Origin of the sequence: Colwellia sp. 12G3 (genome assembly GCF_002836775.1) — a bacterium.
Lineage (GTDB): Bacteria > Pseudomonadota > Gammaproteobacteria > Enterobacterales > Alteromonadaceae > Colwellia.
Window position 1 is genome coordinate 201,691 of the sequence record NZ_PJAQ01000043.1, and the last position, 13,808, is coordinate 215,498.

Below are 13,808 nucleotides of genomic sequence, written 5' to 3' on the forward strand. Positions count from 1 at the left end.
AATTAATACAGCAGGTGAAAAGAGTATTTATCACTATCGTGGTGATACTCTTTTCTTATTTTTAACGCCATTGGCGGAGCCAATTTTTACTATTATTTTTTTATTCATTAGTAAAGTTGCGCGGTGCTAGGTAAATACTGAGAGGTCAAAATGACTAAGTCAGAACTTATTGAGAAATTAGCCGATAAATTAAGTCATTTATCCGCTAAAGAAGTGGAAAAATCTATAAAAGAAATTTTGGAATTAATGGCGCAATCCTTGTCAAAAGGAGAGCGTATTGAAATTCGAGGTTTTGGTAGTTTTTCATTGCATTATCGCGCTCCACGAGTTGGTAGAAATCCAAAAACTGGTGAATCGGTTGAGTTAAACGGTAAATACGTTCCTCACTTTAAGCCGGGTAAAGAATTACGTGAAAGAGTTAATCTTTCAGTAGCATAAATTGCAAAGCTAACTAAAAAATTAGATAATAAACGGCATGTTAACCATGCCGTTTTTTTTTGACAGAATTTTATAAGGCTGATGATAGTGCGATTATATTTAACACTCTTTTTTATTTTAGTTTTACTGGCCGTAGCATTTATTTTTGGTAGCCAAAACGATCAATTACTCACATTAAACTATTTAGTTGCACGCACAGAAATAACTGTGGCTGCCGCCGTGAGTTTATTTACCGGTTTGGGCTTTATGCTAGGCTTATTAGTTACTATTCTTTGGCGTATAGTACGAAAAAGTAAAAAGGCACTCGCAAAAAACAAATCCCAGGAAAAGTAGATTGAATTCTATTTTTCGACTTCACTATATAACTTGTCTCAAGAGCTCTAATGATTGAATTACTCTTTTTATTATTACCCGTTGCCATGGGTTATGGTTGGTTTATGGGGCGTAATAGCATCAAACAAAACCAACAAATGGCTAAGCAAGATTTATCGATAAAATACTCTACCGGATTAAATTACTTATTATCTAATCAACAAGATAAAGCCATCGATTCACTACTTGACGCATTAAAAGTTGAAGACGACAGTGTTGAAGCTCACTTCGCTATGGCTAATTTATTTCGTAAACGTGGTGAGTTAGACCGCGCATTAAAAGTCCATGAACACCTTGTCAGACTTAATCACCTTCCTACTAAAGATAAACAGCAAGCTGTGTTTGAGTTAGGAAAAGACTTTCTTAGCGCGGGTTTATATGACCGTGCGGAAACAATGTTTACAAAATTATTAAAATCAAAAAACTATGGTCTAAAATCTTTAACTTATCTATTGAAAATATTTCAATCGACTAAAGATTGGCAACAGGGCATAGATAAACAAAAATTAATTGTTAAATATAACGATAAGCGATCGTTACACACACTTGCGAATTTTTATTGTGAGTTAGCAACAACGGCTTTTGAAAAAGATCAATTTATCGAAGTGATTGAACTACTAGAGCAAGCACTTATACTCGATCCCAATTCATGTCGTGCTAATTGGCTGATGGCAAAAATTTATGAAAACCACCAGCAATGTGAATTAGCGGCTAAGTGTTATCAAGCTATCTATCATCAAGATAATGAGTTCTTTCCTGATGTTATTGAGCCCATGTTAGCTTGTTATACACGATTAGATGAACTGGATGAATTCTATGCCTTTATTAAAAAGGTTTATGATGAAACGGCAAGTTCAAGTGCTTTAATTTGTTATCTCAGCCATGTAGAAAAAAAGCATAGTAAGAAAAAAGCGTTAGAGTTTATTTTGTCTGCATTAAAACGCAGACCTACTATTCGTGGCTTTGAGCATTTTGTTAAGATGCAAATTAATCAAGTCGATATCAATGATGATAGTTTAGACTTAATTAAAGAATTAATTGGTGAATATTTGAAAGTTAAACACAGATATGATTGCCGTAGCTGTGGTTTTAATAGCCAAATTCATTACTGGTCTTGTCCATCTTGTCATGAATGGGAACAGCTTAAGCCCATTCGTGGCCTCGAAGGGGAATAATAATCCCTTTCTTTGTTGTAAAACACAATAGCTTCATCGAAGGTACTTACTGACTATCGTCAGCTCCGTGCTTCTCTTTGCTCTTGCACTTTACAACGTTGAAACGAATCATTATTAGTTGTAATAGCTGCCAATAGCAAACTTATTATCATTCTCGACAGTTAATTCGGGAATTAACTTATTGTCATTTCCGAACCTTCTATGTGAAGAGTTGTCGGGAATCTATTGTTTTTAAAAGTAGGAAACCCCATGAACGATCCAAAAGTAGTAGTCGCGCTAGACTTTGATAACAAAAAAGATGCCTTATCCTTTGTTGATAAGATTGAGCCTACCGATGCTCGCTTAAAAGTTGGCAAAGAGATGTTCACTTATTTTGGGCCTGAATTTGTTAAGCAGTTAACCAGTAAAGGTTTTGATGTTTTCCTTGATCTTAAATTTCATGATATTCCTAATACGGTAGCAAAAGCGGTTACTGCGGCTGCCGATCTAGGCGTATGGATGGTCAATGTTCATGCAAGTGGCGGTAGTCAGATGATGATAAAAGCAAAACAAGCCCTAGACACCTATGGTGAAGATGCACCCTTATTGATTGCTGTTACCGTTTTAACAAGTATGAATGAAGCCGATTTACGTGGTTTAGGTATTCAAAAAACACCAGCAGAGCAGGTTAAGTTTTTAGCTGACTTAACTAAGCAAAGTGGCTTAGATGGTGTCGTTTGTTCTGCTTGGGAGGCTGAACAATTAAAGTCTGATTTAGGTAAAGAGTTTAAACTAATCACGCCAGGTATTCGACCTGCGGGCTCTGCGCAAGATGACCAACAACGAATTATGACACCAAAACAAGCAATAGATGTTGGCGTAGATTATCTAGTGATAGGGCGTCCAATTACCAAAGCAATTGACCCTCAATTAATACTACAAGAAATCAATGCATCTATTCGTTAAGCTGCAAAATGACTTGTTTTGCTACAGCAAAATGTCAAGATAAAAAAAGCTAGGTCATTGACCTAGCTTTTTTGTTTCTATGACTAATACTTATCTAACTTTATTAGTTAAGTATTAGTTAAGTATTAGTTAAGTATTAGTTACTTTTCATACTGGCTGATGAAAGCAACAAGATCTAATACCTTATTTGAATAACCAATTTCATTATCATACCAAGAAACAACTTTGACGAACGTATCAGTTAACGCAATACCTGCTGTAGCATCAAATACTGAAGTACAAGTTTCACCAACGAAGTCATTAGAAACAACAGCATCTTCAGTGTAACCTAAAATACCATTCAACTCACCTTCAGCGGCAGCGCTCATCGCTTGACAAATTTCAGCGTAAGTTGCTGGTTTCTTCAAATTAACGGTTAGATCAACAACTGAAACATCAGGAGTTGGCACACGAAATGCCATACCGGTTAACTTACCGTTTAACTCTGGAATAACTTTACCTACGGCTTTAGCTGCGCCAGTTGATGAAGGTATTATGTTCTGACCTGCACCACGACCGCCGCGCCAATCTTTAGCTGATGGACTATCCACAGTTTTCTGAGTAGCAGTCATCGCATGTACTGTAGTCATTAAGCCGTTTTCGATGCCCCAATTGTCATTCAATACTTTAGCAATAGGCGCTAAACAGTTAGTAGTACATGACGCATTTGAAACGATATCTTGGCCTTTATATTCAGTTAAGTTGACACCACAAACGAACATAGGGGTATCATCTTTTGAAGGTGCGCTAAGTACAACTTGCTTAGCGCCGGCAGTAATGTGTTTACGAGCCGTTTCATCTGTTAGGAATAAACCGGTAGACTCAACAACAACATCTACGTCGATATCATTCCATTTTAGTTCTTCAGGATTACGTTCAGCAGTAACACGTACAGTATTACCATTTACTACTAATTGGCCATCTACAACATCAACCGTGCCATTAAATCGACCATGCGTTGAATCATACTTCAACATATAAGCCATGTATTCAATATCCATTAAATCGTTGATACCAACAACTTCAATGTCATCGCGTGCAGCTGCAGCTCTAAATACAAAACGGCCAATACGGCCAAAACCATTTATACCAATTCTAATTTTCATGGTGAACCTCTTAAATTCATTATGTAGTAAAATTACACCATTTTGAGATTATTACAAGCTAAAGATGGCTTTTGTGACTAAAAAGTTTCAGTTTTTATGTGTTATTTTGACTTAATTACTAAATTTTCTAGTTATAGTTTAATTATTTTTGCATTTTGTATAATACTTTCTAAATAGCATGGTAGAATGCGCGAAATTTTCTATAATAGTCGACTGACTGAGACTATTGATCTTATCTGACATAGGATAAATATTTATGACACAAGATAAAATATTGTGTGACATCGGCTTCATTGGCCTAGGTGTTATGGGTAAAAACCTGGTGCTCAATTTAGCTGATAATGGCTATAATATTGCCGCTTTCGATTTAAGTGATGAAAAAGTCCAAGCAGTTATTGCACAAGATGAGGTAGAAAATTCTACCGATACTCCACGTGTTTATGGGTGCTCATCCTATACTGAATTGTTGTCGCAGCTTAAAGCACCACACCTTATTGTATTAAGTGTTCCAGCTGGTGCTCCAGTAGACCAAGTATGTGAAAACCTTATTGGTGCCGGTATTCAGCCGGATGATATTATAATTGATACAGGCAACAGTCTCTGGGTCGATACAGTTGCTAGAGAAAAGAAGTACAAAAGTAACTTTTTATTATTTTCTTCTGCTGTTTCGGGAGGAGAAGTGGGTGCTCGTTTTGGCCCTTCATTAATGCCAAGTGGCTCTCCATATGCTTGGGCTAGAGTTAAACCTATTTGGGAAGCAATAGCCGCTAAAGTGGATACGAAAACGGGTAAGCCAATAGAGCGTACTTTGCCAGGTCAAGTTATCACTGATGGTGAACCTTGTGCTGCCTATATTGGTCCAGCTGGAGCTGGTCATTACGTTAAAATGGTACACAACGGTATAGAATATGCCGATATGCAAATTATCTGTGAAGCCTATCATGTGTTGAAATCAGGTCTAAATTTAACATGTGACGAAATAGCAGACATTTTTTCACAATGGAATGATGGCCCATTAGATAGCTACTTGATGGAAATATCCGTTGAAGTATTACGTCATAAATCATCAGATACCAATACGCCACTTGTTGATTTGATTTTAGACAAAGCAGGGCAGAAAGGGACTGGGCTTTGGACTGCTATGAGCAGCTTAGAAGTGGGTTGTCCAGCACCTACTATCGCTCAAGCGGTATATGCTCGCTCTATCTCTTCATTTAAAGAACTTAGAGCTCAGGCATCATCATTACTTGGTGGCCCAAAGCCTTCACCATTATTGGCAGAAGAGCAACAGCAAGTTATTGAGCAATTACATGATGCAATGTACTGCGCTAAAATTTGTGCTTATGCGCAAGGTTTTCAGTTAATGAAACTTGCGGCTAAAGAGCATGGTTGGACATTAGATTTTGCTAGCATTGCTAAAATTTGGCGTGCAGGCTGTATCATTCGAGCTGCATTCTTGCAGTCGATAACTAACGCTTATGAGCGTAATGAAGATTTAGATAACTTATTGCTTGATGATTTTTTTGTTCAAGAACTCAATAGTCGTCAACAAAACTGGCGTAAGGCTATTTGCCATGCAACAATGCAAGGTGTACCTATAGGCGCATTGTCTTCTTCACTTGCTTATTATGATTCAATACGCAGTGAAACATTGCCTGCTAATTTATTACAAGGCCAACGAGATTATTTTGGTGCTCATACTTTTGAGCGAATAGATAAAGCGTCAGGTAAAAAATACCATGTAGAATGGTCAACTGATGAGAGAAAAACCATACTTGTTGATGGGTAATAGCTAAAATTATGAAAGATGATGATTATAAAGACAAGTTAACCGACGCTGCTTATAAAGTATGTCGCTTAGCGGCAACTGAACAGCCCTTTAGTGGTATTTATAATGATCATTGGCAGCAAGGTACATATCATTGTGCCTGCTGTGATCAACCTTTGTTCAGTAGTGAAAGTAAATTTAATGCTGGCTGTGGTTGGCCAAGTTTTTTTGCTGCGATTGAAACTCAAGTTGCTTACAAGTCTGATAGTTCTCATTTAATGCAGCGTGTAGAAATTCAGTGTGAACATTGTCAATCTCACCTTGGACATGTCTTTGATGACGGGCCAAAACCTTCGGGTAAACGCTATTGTGTTAATTCACTCAGTTTGAAATTTCAGCCAGAATAACCCTTCAACATTTAAGAGAGAATAAGCATTAGTGCTTATTCTCTCTTAGTCATGAAATTTATAATCACTAATCACTAATCACTAATAACTCGGGCTAGTAAATTCGCCTGCTTCAATTTTAGTTAACGTAGTGCTAGCGACCTTATCAAGAAAGTCCGCATCCAATCCTTTTGCTCGCTGATAGCTATTGAGGCTAGTCTCGATCATTTCATCTGGCTCATCTTGTAATAGCTGATAAGTACGTAACCAAATATATGCCTGCTTATACTGTCTTTTTTTAGTAAATATCGTCGCCAGTGTTTGTAATATTTCAGGAGAGAGTTCAGTTCCAGGTTGATGAAGCTCTAGTGCATGGTATAACAGTCCCAATGTTTTATTACTGTCCCGCTTTATATAATATGTCGCTAGATGATACTGTGCGGTTGAGTTTTCGAGTATCTGATCTCCCTCTAATTGTAGAAACGCTTCTAAAGCCAATGCGCTAGAACCTCTTGACCAATGATAATAAAGCAGATGTGGGTGTTTAGAGTCAGCACTTTGCTCAGACAATTGCGCTAACTGGGTTTTAGCCTTAAACAAATTATCATTTCTGAGTGTTGTTTTTTCTTTAGATTTCTTATGTTGGATTTGTGAAGCCAAAGACATACATTGTATGTAATCCTCATAAGAAATAAGTAACTTATATTTATCTTCATCAAGATTATTGTTTTTTACTTTTATCCGGTTTAATGCAACGTCTATTCGCTGACCTTTACACCAACTGTCTTTGCCAAATTCATTACATATTTCTGCATTTTCGTTGCAAAGTTGCTTCAAGTTAACATTGTTATCACAACCATTGAGAAGCAACACTAATAATACAGCGCTAAACTTAACGGTATCGAAGAATGTAAGCTGTTTTATTTTTCGAAAATTTATCATAAAAAATACCAAAAAGTTTTTTGTAGCCTATAGAGAAATCTTTCATACTCAATTACAATACGCCTGTAAATATACTCTCAACTAGCAATTATCGTATGTAATACCTTATGATAGTAGCCTAATGTTTAATTGACTGAAATAAAAGGTTTAAGTAATGACTTCTCATCTTGAGGAAACGTATCAAGCAAGCTGGCAAGAACGTCAAACGTTCGCTGAAAATATGCAACCAATTATTGGACAGCTGTTTCGTAACAAAGGCATAGAAATTTTAGTGTACGGTCGCCCACTACTAAATGCATCTTCGATTGATATTATTAAAGCACATAAATCGGTTGCTCTCCATGAAGAAAGTAAATTGCGTTTACGTGAAAGTTTCCCTTTTGTAGAAGCAATTAACAAAATGGACTTAGCACCTGCGCGTATCGATGTAGGTAAGTTAGCTTATAACTATTTATATCATGGTCAAGCTAATGACCTTTCTATTGAACAATATTTAGATAAAGAATTATCAGCAGAAAGCCGTGAAAATTCAAATCAAAAAAGCCAAGATGTTGTTTTATACGGTTTTGGTCGAATAGGTCGTCTTTTAGCGCGTTTATTAATAGAACGAGCAGGCCCAAATGCAAAGCTAAATCTTCGTGCTATCGTTTTACGCCCAAGTAAAGGCGGAGATGATTTAGAGAAGCGTGCAAGTTTATTACGTCGTGATTCAGTACATGGTGCTTTTAACGGCAGCATTACTATCGATAAAGCAAATAACGTCATTAAAGCTAACGGTGCTTTTATTAAAGTTATCTATGCAAAATCACCAGCTGAAGTTGACTATACAGAACATGGTATCACTAACGCATTAGTCGTTGATAACACGGGTATCTGGACTGACGAAGATGGCTTAGGTCAACATTTACAATCAAAAGGTGTTGCTAAAGTATTACTTACTGCACCAGCTAAAGGCGATATCAAAAACATCGTTTATGGTGTTAATCACGATATGATTTTGGCTTCTGATACTATCATCTCTGCCGCTAGCTGTACCACTAATGCGATTACACCGGTATTAAAAGCGCTTAATGATGAATATGGTATTCGCAATGGCCATGTTGAAACGATCCATTCATATACTAACGATCAAAACTTAATTGATAACTATCATCCTGCACCTCGTCGTGGTCGAAGTGCTCCTTTAAATATGGTTATCAGTACTACTGGTGCAGCAAAAGCAGTCGCTAAAGCATTACCAGAGCTTAAAGGTTTACTAACAGGTAACGCAATTCGAGTTCCAACGCCGAATGTTTCAATGGCTATTATGAACTTGAACTTAAAGAAAGCGACTGATAAAGCAGCGTTAAATGATTATTTACGTAATATTTCATTAAACTCACCGTTACAAAATCAAATTGATTACACAGCTTCAAACGAAATCGTTTCTACTGATTTAGTCGGTTCACGTTATGCTGGTGTTGTTGATTCACAAGCGACTATTGTTGACGGTGATCGCGCAGTATTATACGTTTGGTATGACAACGAGTTTGGTTATAGCTGTCAAGTTGTTCAAGTTATGCTTGAAATGGCTGGTATTACAGTTCCGAGCTTACCACTTAAATAACCTGTTTATTTTAGTTATTAAAAAGGCGCATATTATTTAATAATATGCGCCTTTTTATTTTAAATTCGTATTAATTAATAATTTCAGAAAACTAGAAGTAAAGTTTTAGCTCATTTTGCCGCTAACTATATATTACTAATTCAAATACGAGGAGTAGGGAATATGTCGATAAGTTTAGGTCAAAATAATTCTGTAGCCGCGCAACCGACCTCTGGAGCAGAGTTACTTACTGCAGCATTGTCTAAAAGTCAGCAGGAGATAGAAGGAAAAATGGCATTGCAGCTTATTCAATCAGCTAAAATCAATAGTGTACCTGCGCCTACGGGTAATAGTGGTTTTCAGGTCAACATTAAAGTTTAATGATGACGGCAGCACGCGGGTCTATTTGATAAAAACTAAGCCTAAATACAACGAGCAGGTTTTGGTAGCCCAGCATACTTAGTCGCTTGTTTTGCTGGTCCTTCAGGAAATAATTTATATAAATATCGACTGCTTGCCTTTGCTTCACCAAATTCAACCTTCATCGCTTTAGTCAATGCACGAATAGCAGGAGAGGTGTTATAGGTTAAGTAAAACTGCCTTACAAAGTTAATGACTTCCCAATGTGCATCTGTCAGTTCAAATTCATCATTATTTGCCATAACCAACGCTAACTCTTTCTGCCACACTAGGTGATCAAGCAAATAACCTTGTTTATCTGTTGCAACTATATTGTCTTCAAATGTTAAAACTATTGCCATGTGATCACTTTATTGTGGTTAAAGGTTAAATCAACAACATCAGCCATGTCTATATGGTTAATTGTTGCCATCGTTTCAATGGCTCTTGCCTTTGCGTGGCTGGCAATAATATTGATGTTCAATGTGCCATCTACTCGTTTGAGTAAGCTATCCATCAATGAATGTTTAAGGCTATAACACCCATCATCCATTAACACGATAGAATCTTGATGATCAAACACGCTTAAGCATTGTGCGAAATCATTAGTAGCAAAAGCTGATTGTCTTACTAAATGTAAAGTGCTCATGTTTCATTCCCTTAAATATAATGACTTAGAACCTGAGTATATGTTGATGACGGTTAAGTGCTAAACCAAACTCAATACTTGTTAATACTTGCACATCATTAATATGAAATGCTTCATCAAGTTGACGATTAACTAAAGATTGCTGGCATACATAAATGTCTTCAATATCATAGAATTCAAAAGCAGAAAATGTTTTTAAATAGTCTTTAATTGACACTAAACGACCATCTTGATTAGCAATTAACTGATAAACACCATCACCTTGAAAAAATAACGATACCTTTTGCTCAAAGGAGCCAAAAATTAACGCAACATCTAGAGCATCTTTACCGTAGGTACTGCTAAAAGGTGCTTTACTGTTGATAATGGCTAAGCCACATTCTTTGGATAACACAACGGATGTTGCTAGCTCTATCGAAGTCATTAAAACTGCACCAAGCGAGAAGCTTTTGTTGTTAACTCAACCAACTCACCTAAACCTGACACCGTAAATGCCTTGTTGATTTGATTGTTATCTATTACGTCACAGGCTATACCACGTTTTTCAGCTGCAGTAATACATATATGTAAGGGTAATTGATACTGTTGGTGTAATCGTTGCCAGTGTTCTATTGCCTGATATTCATCACTGGCAATACTAATGTTTTTATTAGCATGCATAGCACCGTCTTGATAAAAAAATACGCCAATAACATTAATGCCTGCGACTAATGCCGCCTCAACATACGTGAGTGCCGTTATTGTTAAATGGCTATAAGGGGGAGTAGTAACTACTACAGCAAGAGTTTTCACAACACATCCAAATTATCAAGGGAATAAAAAAGCCCCGCAATTGCGAGGCTTTTTATTATAAAACATTATAAATAATTATAATGCTTTATAACGTAAATTTTTAATATTTACTAATCATCGTTGCCTAATACACCAAGTAACGATAATAAATGTACAAAAATATTGTAGATATTTAAGTATAAAGAAACTGTGGCACGAATGTAATTACGTTCGCCACCATTAATTATACGGCTTGTATCGTACAAAATTAAACCAGACATAATCATTATTACTGCAGCACTAATTGCTAGTGACAGCGCAGGGATTGCGAAGAAGATGTTAGCTAGACTTGCTACCACTACTACTATCAAACCAACCATCAAAAAGCCACCCATAAAGGAGAAGTCTTTTTTACTGGTTAGCGCATAACCTGAAAGTGCGAAAAATATTAATGCAGTTCCGCCAAGCGCTTGCATTATCATCGCTGGGCCACCGGGCATTGCTGCGTAAGCACTAAGCATAGGGCCTAATGAGGCACCCATTAAACCAGTGAAAGCAAAAATCCAATAAACACCACTAGCAGAATCCGCTTTTTTGTTTACAACAAACATTAAACCGAACGCGACTAACATCATAATAAGCGCAGCACCGTGTGGTAGGTTCATCGCCATTGAAATGCCAGCTGTTACAGCACTAAACGCAAGTGTCATTGATAACAACATGTAAGTATTTTTTAATACTTTATTAATCTCTATCGCCGAACTTTTGCTCGCCGTTTGAAAACTCATATTAGATTGCATAAAACTTCCTTAAGAATTTAATTCTATTTACTTGTTATAAGCTAAGATAAGGTCATTTTAGATAAGTTCAAGTTTTTATTATTTATTTAAAAAGAATAACTGACTTACGCTAACTTAGTGCCTTATGACATATTATGGCATGGTGATTTTTAAAATACTACGCTTTGCTTTGTTTAAAAGTGGCAATAATTTGTTTTATTTTGTAACAAGCAATTAAAATAAACTAACCTATTCAACATATAAAGTGAACAATGAAAGGCCGTTAGTTAACATTGAAGCCAGTCTAGCCCCAATGATAGGTAACTGTTTATAATCGCTTGTTTTCTGTTGCAATTATTACTGTGGTCGTTAATCAAACCAGAGGCTTGCAGATGAGCATAAATAGTAGTTGAACCAACGAATTTAAAGCCTCTTTTTTTTAAATCTTTACTTAACAGATCTGAAATAGGCGAGGTGGCAATATAATCACTTGGCTTGTTTATATTACTTACTTGCACTTTGTTATCAACAAATGCCCATATATACTTAATAAAGCTACCAAACTCTTCTTGTATAGCAATAAAACATTTCGCATTATTAACGGTTGCAGCAATTTTACCTTTATGACGGATAATACTAGGGTCTAGCACCAAGCGCTCTTCATCTGCAAGGGTATATTGAGCGACTTTGGCAACATTAAAGTTGGCAAATGCTTTTCTATAGCCATCACGTCTTTTTAAAATGGTATACCAACTTAAACCCGCTTGGGCTGATTCAAGTACAATATACTCAAACATTTTATTATCTTCAAGAACGGGAACACCCCACTCTTCATCATGATATTTAACATAGTCAGCTTTTGATGTGTCTAACCAGGGGCATCGACAAGTGGTTTCGGCTGTCATTGTGTTATTCCTTGTTTATTTTTATCTTAACTGCTTGAAATAAAAGCAAGGTGATTGTTTTTCTAGCAAACAAGCTCAATTGTTAAGATAGTGCTTTACAACCTGTAGGAGAGACTTTAATATCTGCCTCGTTCTCAAGCAAGCATTGTTTTACTCGCTTAATTGTTAACTTCAGGTGAGATGGCTGAGTGGTCGAAAGCACCGGTCTTGAAAACCGGCAAGGGTTTGTAGCCCTTCTAGAGTTCAAATCTCTATCTCACCGCCATATTAAAAAGAACCCGTTAATCGAAAGATTAACGGGTTTTTTGCTTTTTTAAGCTAACAATATAAAACAACGGGTTTATAGCGGCAAATCTTCGAGTAGAGTTTAAATCTTTATCTCACCGCCGCATTTTATGGATAGGTCTATGTTTTTAGAAGGTTTTTTTACACCTATTACTTTTTGAACCGTCAAAGAGACCGTCATTTATATTCGTTACAAATAAATTGGTTTTTCTAGCGTTAGTTGCTGACCTATCTCAACAAGTACCACAAAGAAGACATAATTTAGGTGCGTACTTATCACAATAAATAGTCCTCTATGCCAATAGGTCATTATGACTTTTACGTTTTACGAAAAACTTTACAACAAAGAATTATGAATTGATTAAATTGGATCGCTCGAACATCTTTTGTAGCTATAGAATTTTTTCTTATCTGAGGGCATAAACCAGTGAGCATTATTAAAGTCAGTAGTTGATTTAATGCTCTCATAATTAGCCTATTTCAACAGCGGTCTAATTAAGCTTTAAACTTATTAAGTAACTAGCTATTCGGTTAAAATCGTAGAAGCTTAATAGTCCTTTTAAATAAAACATCGATTCAGTTAATCTCCTATAAAGGATTCCACCGCTCGTTTTAACACAGATAATTTTATTGGTTTTATTAAAAATGCATTAGCACCTGAAGCAATAATTTTATCTTGATGTTCTTGTTGTGAAAGTCCAGACATAGCTATAATGGGAGTATCTTTAGTCTCTTCATTTTCTCTGATATATTTGCATACAGCAAAACCATCAATATCAGGCATAACTAAATCGAGAAAAATAAGACTTGGTTTGATATTCTCTATCATGCTCCCAGCTTCAAAGCCGCTATTGGCAACTTCAACCCCAAACTCGGGATATAACACTTCAATAAACTCTACCAATAAATCGGCATGTTGTTTGTCATCTTCTACTATGACAATAGTTTTACCTTTTTTAGCAACTAACTTACCTTCAGTTAATCTCTCTACTTCAGAGCGTTCAAACCTGCGATGGCCCCCAGGAGTGGTAATAAACTTTAAACGCCCGTCTTTAGCCCAGAATCTAACAGTTATAGGCGACACGCTTAACAGTTTCCCAACTTGTGCTGGAGTAAGTAACTTTTCTGGATTATTCAATTTGTTTAATTCTCAAATATATTAAAGTAATTTGCTAAGAAATAATTGATTTCAGTAAAATCTATCATATTACTTTAAAAGTTAATATAGCGATATCGTTTTTATCGATTGCATGTTCAACAATAT

General features: G+C 36.2%; 17 protein-coding genes and 1 tRNA gene. 9 read left to right on the forward strand and 9 right to left on the reverse strand.

Annotation, left to right across the window (positions count from 1 at the left end):
* Positions 1-150: 150 nt before the first annotated feature.
* The 4 genes from ihfB to pyrF all read left to right on the forward strand — a co-directional run bounded on the left by ihfB (position 151) and on the right by pyrF (position 2,930).
* On the forward strand, positions 151-438 hold the full coding sequence (gene ihfB, locus CXF71_RS10960) for an integration host factor subunit beta (RefSeq protein WP_101232989.1): 288 nt from the start codon (positions 151-153) through the stop codon (positions 436-438).
* 81 nt (positions 439-519) lie between these two features.
* Positions 520-771, forward strand: a complete 252-nt coding sequence (locus CXF71_RS10965) for a lipopolysaccharide assembly protein LapA domain-containing protein (protein ID WP_101232990.1) — start codon at positions 520-522, stop codon at positions 769-771.
* A gap of 50 nt (positions 772-821) precedes the next feature.
* The gene (lapB, locus tag CXF71_RS10970; protein ID WP_101232991.1) at positions 822-1,985 is read left to right on the forward strand and encodes a lipopolysaccharide assembly protein LapB; all 1,164 of its coding nucleotides are present in this window, start codon (positions 822-824) and stop codon (positions 1,983-1,985) included.
* Between the two features lie 249 nt (positions 1,986-2,234).
* Positions 2,235-2,930, forward strand: a complete 696-nt coding sequence (pyrF, locus tag CXF71_RS10975) for an orotidine-5'-phosphate decarboxylase (RefSeq protein WP_101232992.1) — start codon at positions 2,235-2,237, stop codon at positions 2,928-2,930.
* A 140-nt stretch (positions 2,931-3,070) separates the two neighbouring features.
* On the opposite strand, the gene gap is transcribed toward pyrF, so the two are convergent.
* A complete protein-coding gene (gene gap / locus CXF71_RS10980) occupies positions 3,071-4,075 on the reverse strand; it encodes a type I glyceraldehyde-3-phosphate dehydrogenase (protein WP_101232993.1) in 1,005 nt (334 codons plus the stop codon).
* A 256-nt stretch (positions 4,076-4,331) separates the two neighbouring features.
* Here gap and gndA point away from each other — a divergent pair, with 256 nt between their 5' ends.
* Together gndA and msrB are read left to right on the forward strand one after the other, a co-directional pair.
* The gene (gene gndA / locus CXF71_RS10985) at positions 4,332-5,864 is read left to right on the forward strand and encodes an NADP-dependent phosphogluconate dehydrogenase (protein WP_101232994.1); all 1,533 of its coding nucleotides are present in this window, start codon (positions 4,332-4,334) and stop codon (positions 5,862-5,864) included.
* A gap of 11 nt (positions 5,865-5,875) precedes the next feature.
* Positions 5,876-6,250 (forward strand): peptide-methionine (R)-S-oxide reductase MsrB, encoded by a 375-nt coding sequence (gene msrB / locus CXF71_RS10990; protein WP_101232995.1) that lies wholly within the window; start codon positions 5,876-5,878, stop codon positions 6,248-6,250.
* 81 nt (positions 6,251-6,331) lie between these two features.
* Here the strand turns inward: msrB and CXF71_RS10995 are convergent, their stop codons facing one another.
* Complete coding sequence (locus tag CXF71_RS10995) at positions 6,332-7,171, reverse strand: DUF2989 domain-containing protein (protein WP_101232996.1); 840 nt, start codon at positions 7,169-7,171, stop codon at positions 6,332-6,334.
* A 154-nt stretch (positions 7,172-7,325) separates the two neighbouring features.
* Between CXF71_RS10995 and CXF71_RS11000 the strand changes: the two genes are divergently transcribed.
* Positions 7,326-8,777 (forward strand): glyceraldehyde-3-phosphate dehydrogenase, encoded by a 1,452-nt coding sequence (locus CXF71_RS11000; protein ID WP_101232997.1) that lies wholly within the window; start codon positions 7,326-7,328, stop codon positions 8,775-8,777.
* Positions 8,778-8,939: 162 nt separating this feature from the next.
* Positions 8,940-9,137, forward strand: a complete 198-nt coding sequence (locus CXF71_RS11005) for a hypothetical protein (protein WP_101232998.1) — start codon at positions 8,940-8,942, stop codon at positions 9,135-9,137.
* A gap of 41 nt (positions 9,138-9,178) precedes the next feature.
* Here the strand turns inward: CXF71_RS11005 and CXF71_RS11010 are convergent, their stop codons facing one another.
* The 6 genes from CXF71_RS11010 to CXF71_RS11035 form a co-directional block, all read right to left on the reverse strand.
* On the reverse strand, positions 9,179-9,517 hold the full coding sequence (locus CXF71_RS11010) for a TusE/DsrC/DsvC family sulfur relay protein (RefSeq protein WP_101232999.1): 339 nt from the start codon (positions 9,515-9,517) through the stop codon (positions 9,179-9,181).
* Positions 9,508-9,804, reverse strand: a complete 297-nt coding sequence (gene tusB, locus CXF71_RS11015) for a sulfurtransferase complex subunit TusB (RefSeq protein WP_101233000.1) — start codon at positions 9,802-9,804, stop codon at positions 9,508-9,510. The genes CXF71_RS11010 and tusB overlap by 10 nt, the downstream gene beginning before the upstream one ends.
* Positions 9,805-9,829: 25 nt before the next feature.
* The gene (tusC, locus tag CXF71_RS11020; protein WP_101233001.1) at positions 9,830-10,228 is read right to left on the reverse strand and encodes a sulfurtransferase complex subunit TusC; all 399 of its coding nucleotides are present in this window, start codon (positions 10,226-10,228) and stop codon (positions 9,830-9,832) included.
* Positions 10,228-10,596: a sulfurtransferase complex subunit TusD gene (tusD, locus tag CXF71_RS11025; RefSeq protein WP_101233002.1), complete on the reverse strand. Its 369-nt coding sequence runs from the start codon at positions 10,594-10,596 to the stop codon at positions 10,228-10,230. Before tusD ends, tusC begins: the two co-directional genes overlap by 1 nt.
* Positions 10,597-10,706: 110 nt before the next feature.
* Positions 10,707-11,375 carry a Bax inhibitor-1/YccA family protein gene (locus CXF71_RS11030; protein ID WP_198555662.1) on the reverse strand — a complete coding sequence of 223 codons (669 nt, stop codon included), beginning with the start codon at positions 11,373-11,375 and terminating at the stop codon, positions 10,707-10,709.
* 266 nt (positions 11,376-11,641) lie between these two features.
* Positions 11,642-12,259: a DNA-3-methyladenine glycosylase I gene (locus tag CXF71_RS11035; RefSeq protein ID WP_101233003.1), complete on the reverse strand. Its 618-nt coding sequence runs from the start codon at positions 12,257-12,259 to the stop codon at positions 11,642-11,644.
* A gap of 174 nt (positions 12,260-12,433) precedes the next feature.
* Between CXF71_RS11035 and CXF71_RS11040 the strand changes: the two genes are divergently transcribed.
* A tRNA-Ser gene (locus CXF71_RS11040) sits at positions 12,434-12,524 on the forward strand.
* Positions 12,525-13,124: 600 nt separating this feature from the next.
* Here the strand turns inward: CXF71_RS11040 and CXF71_RS11045 are convergent.
* The gene (locus CXF71_RS11045; protein ID WP_101233004.1) at positions 13,125-13,682 is read right to left on the reverse strand and encodes a response regulator; all 558 of its coding nucleotides are present in this window, start codon (positions 13,680-13,682) and stop codon (positions 13,125-13,127) included.
* Positions 13,683-13,808 lie beyond the last annotated feature (126 nt).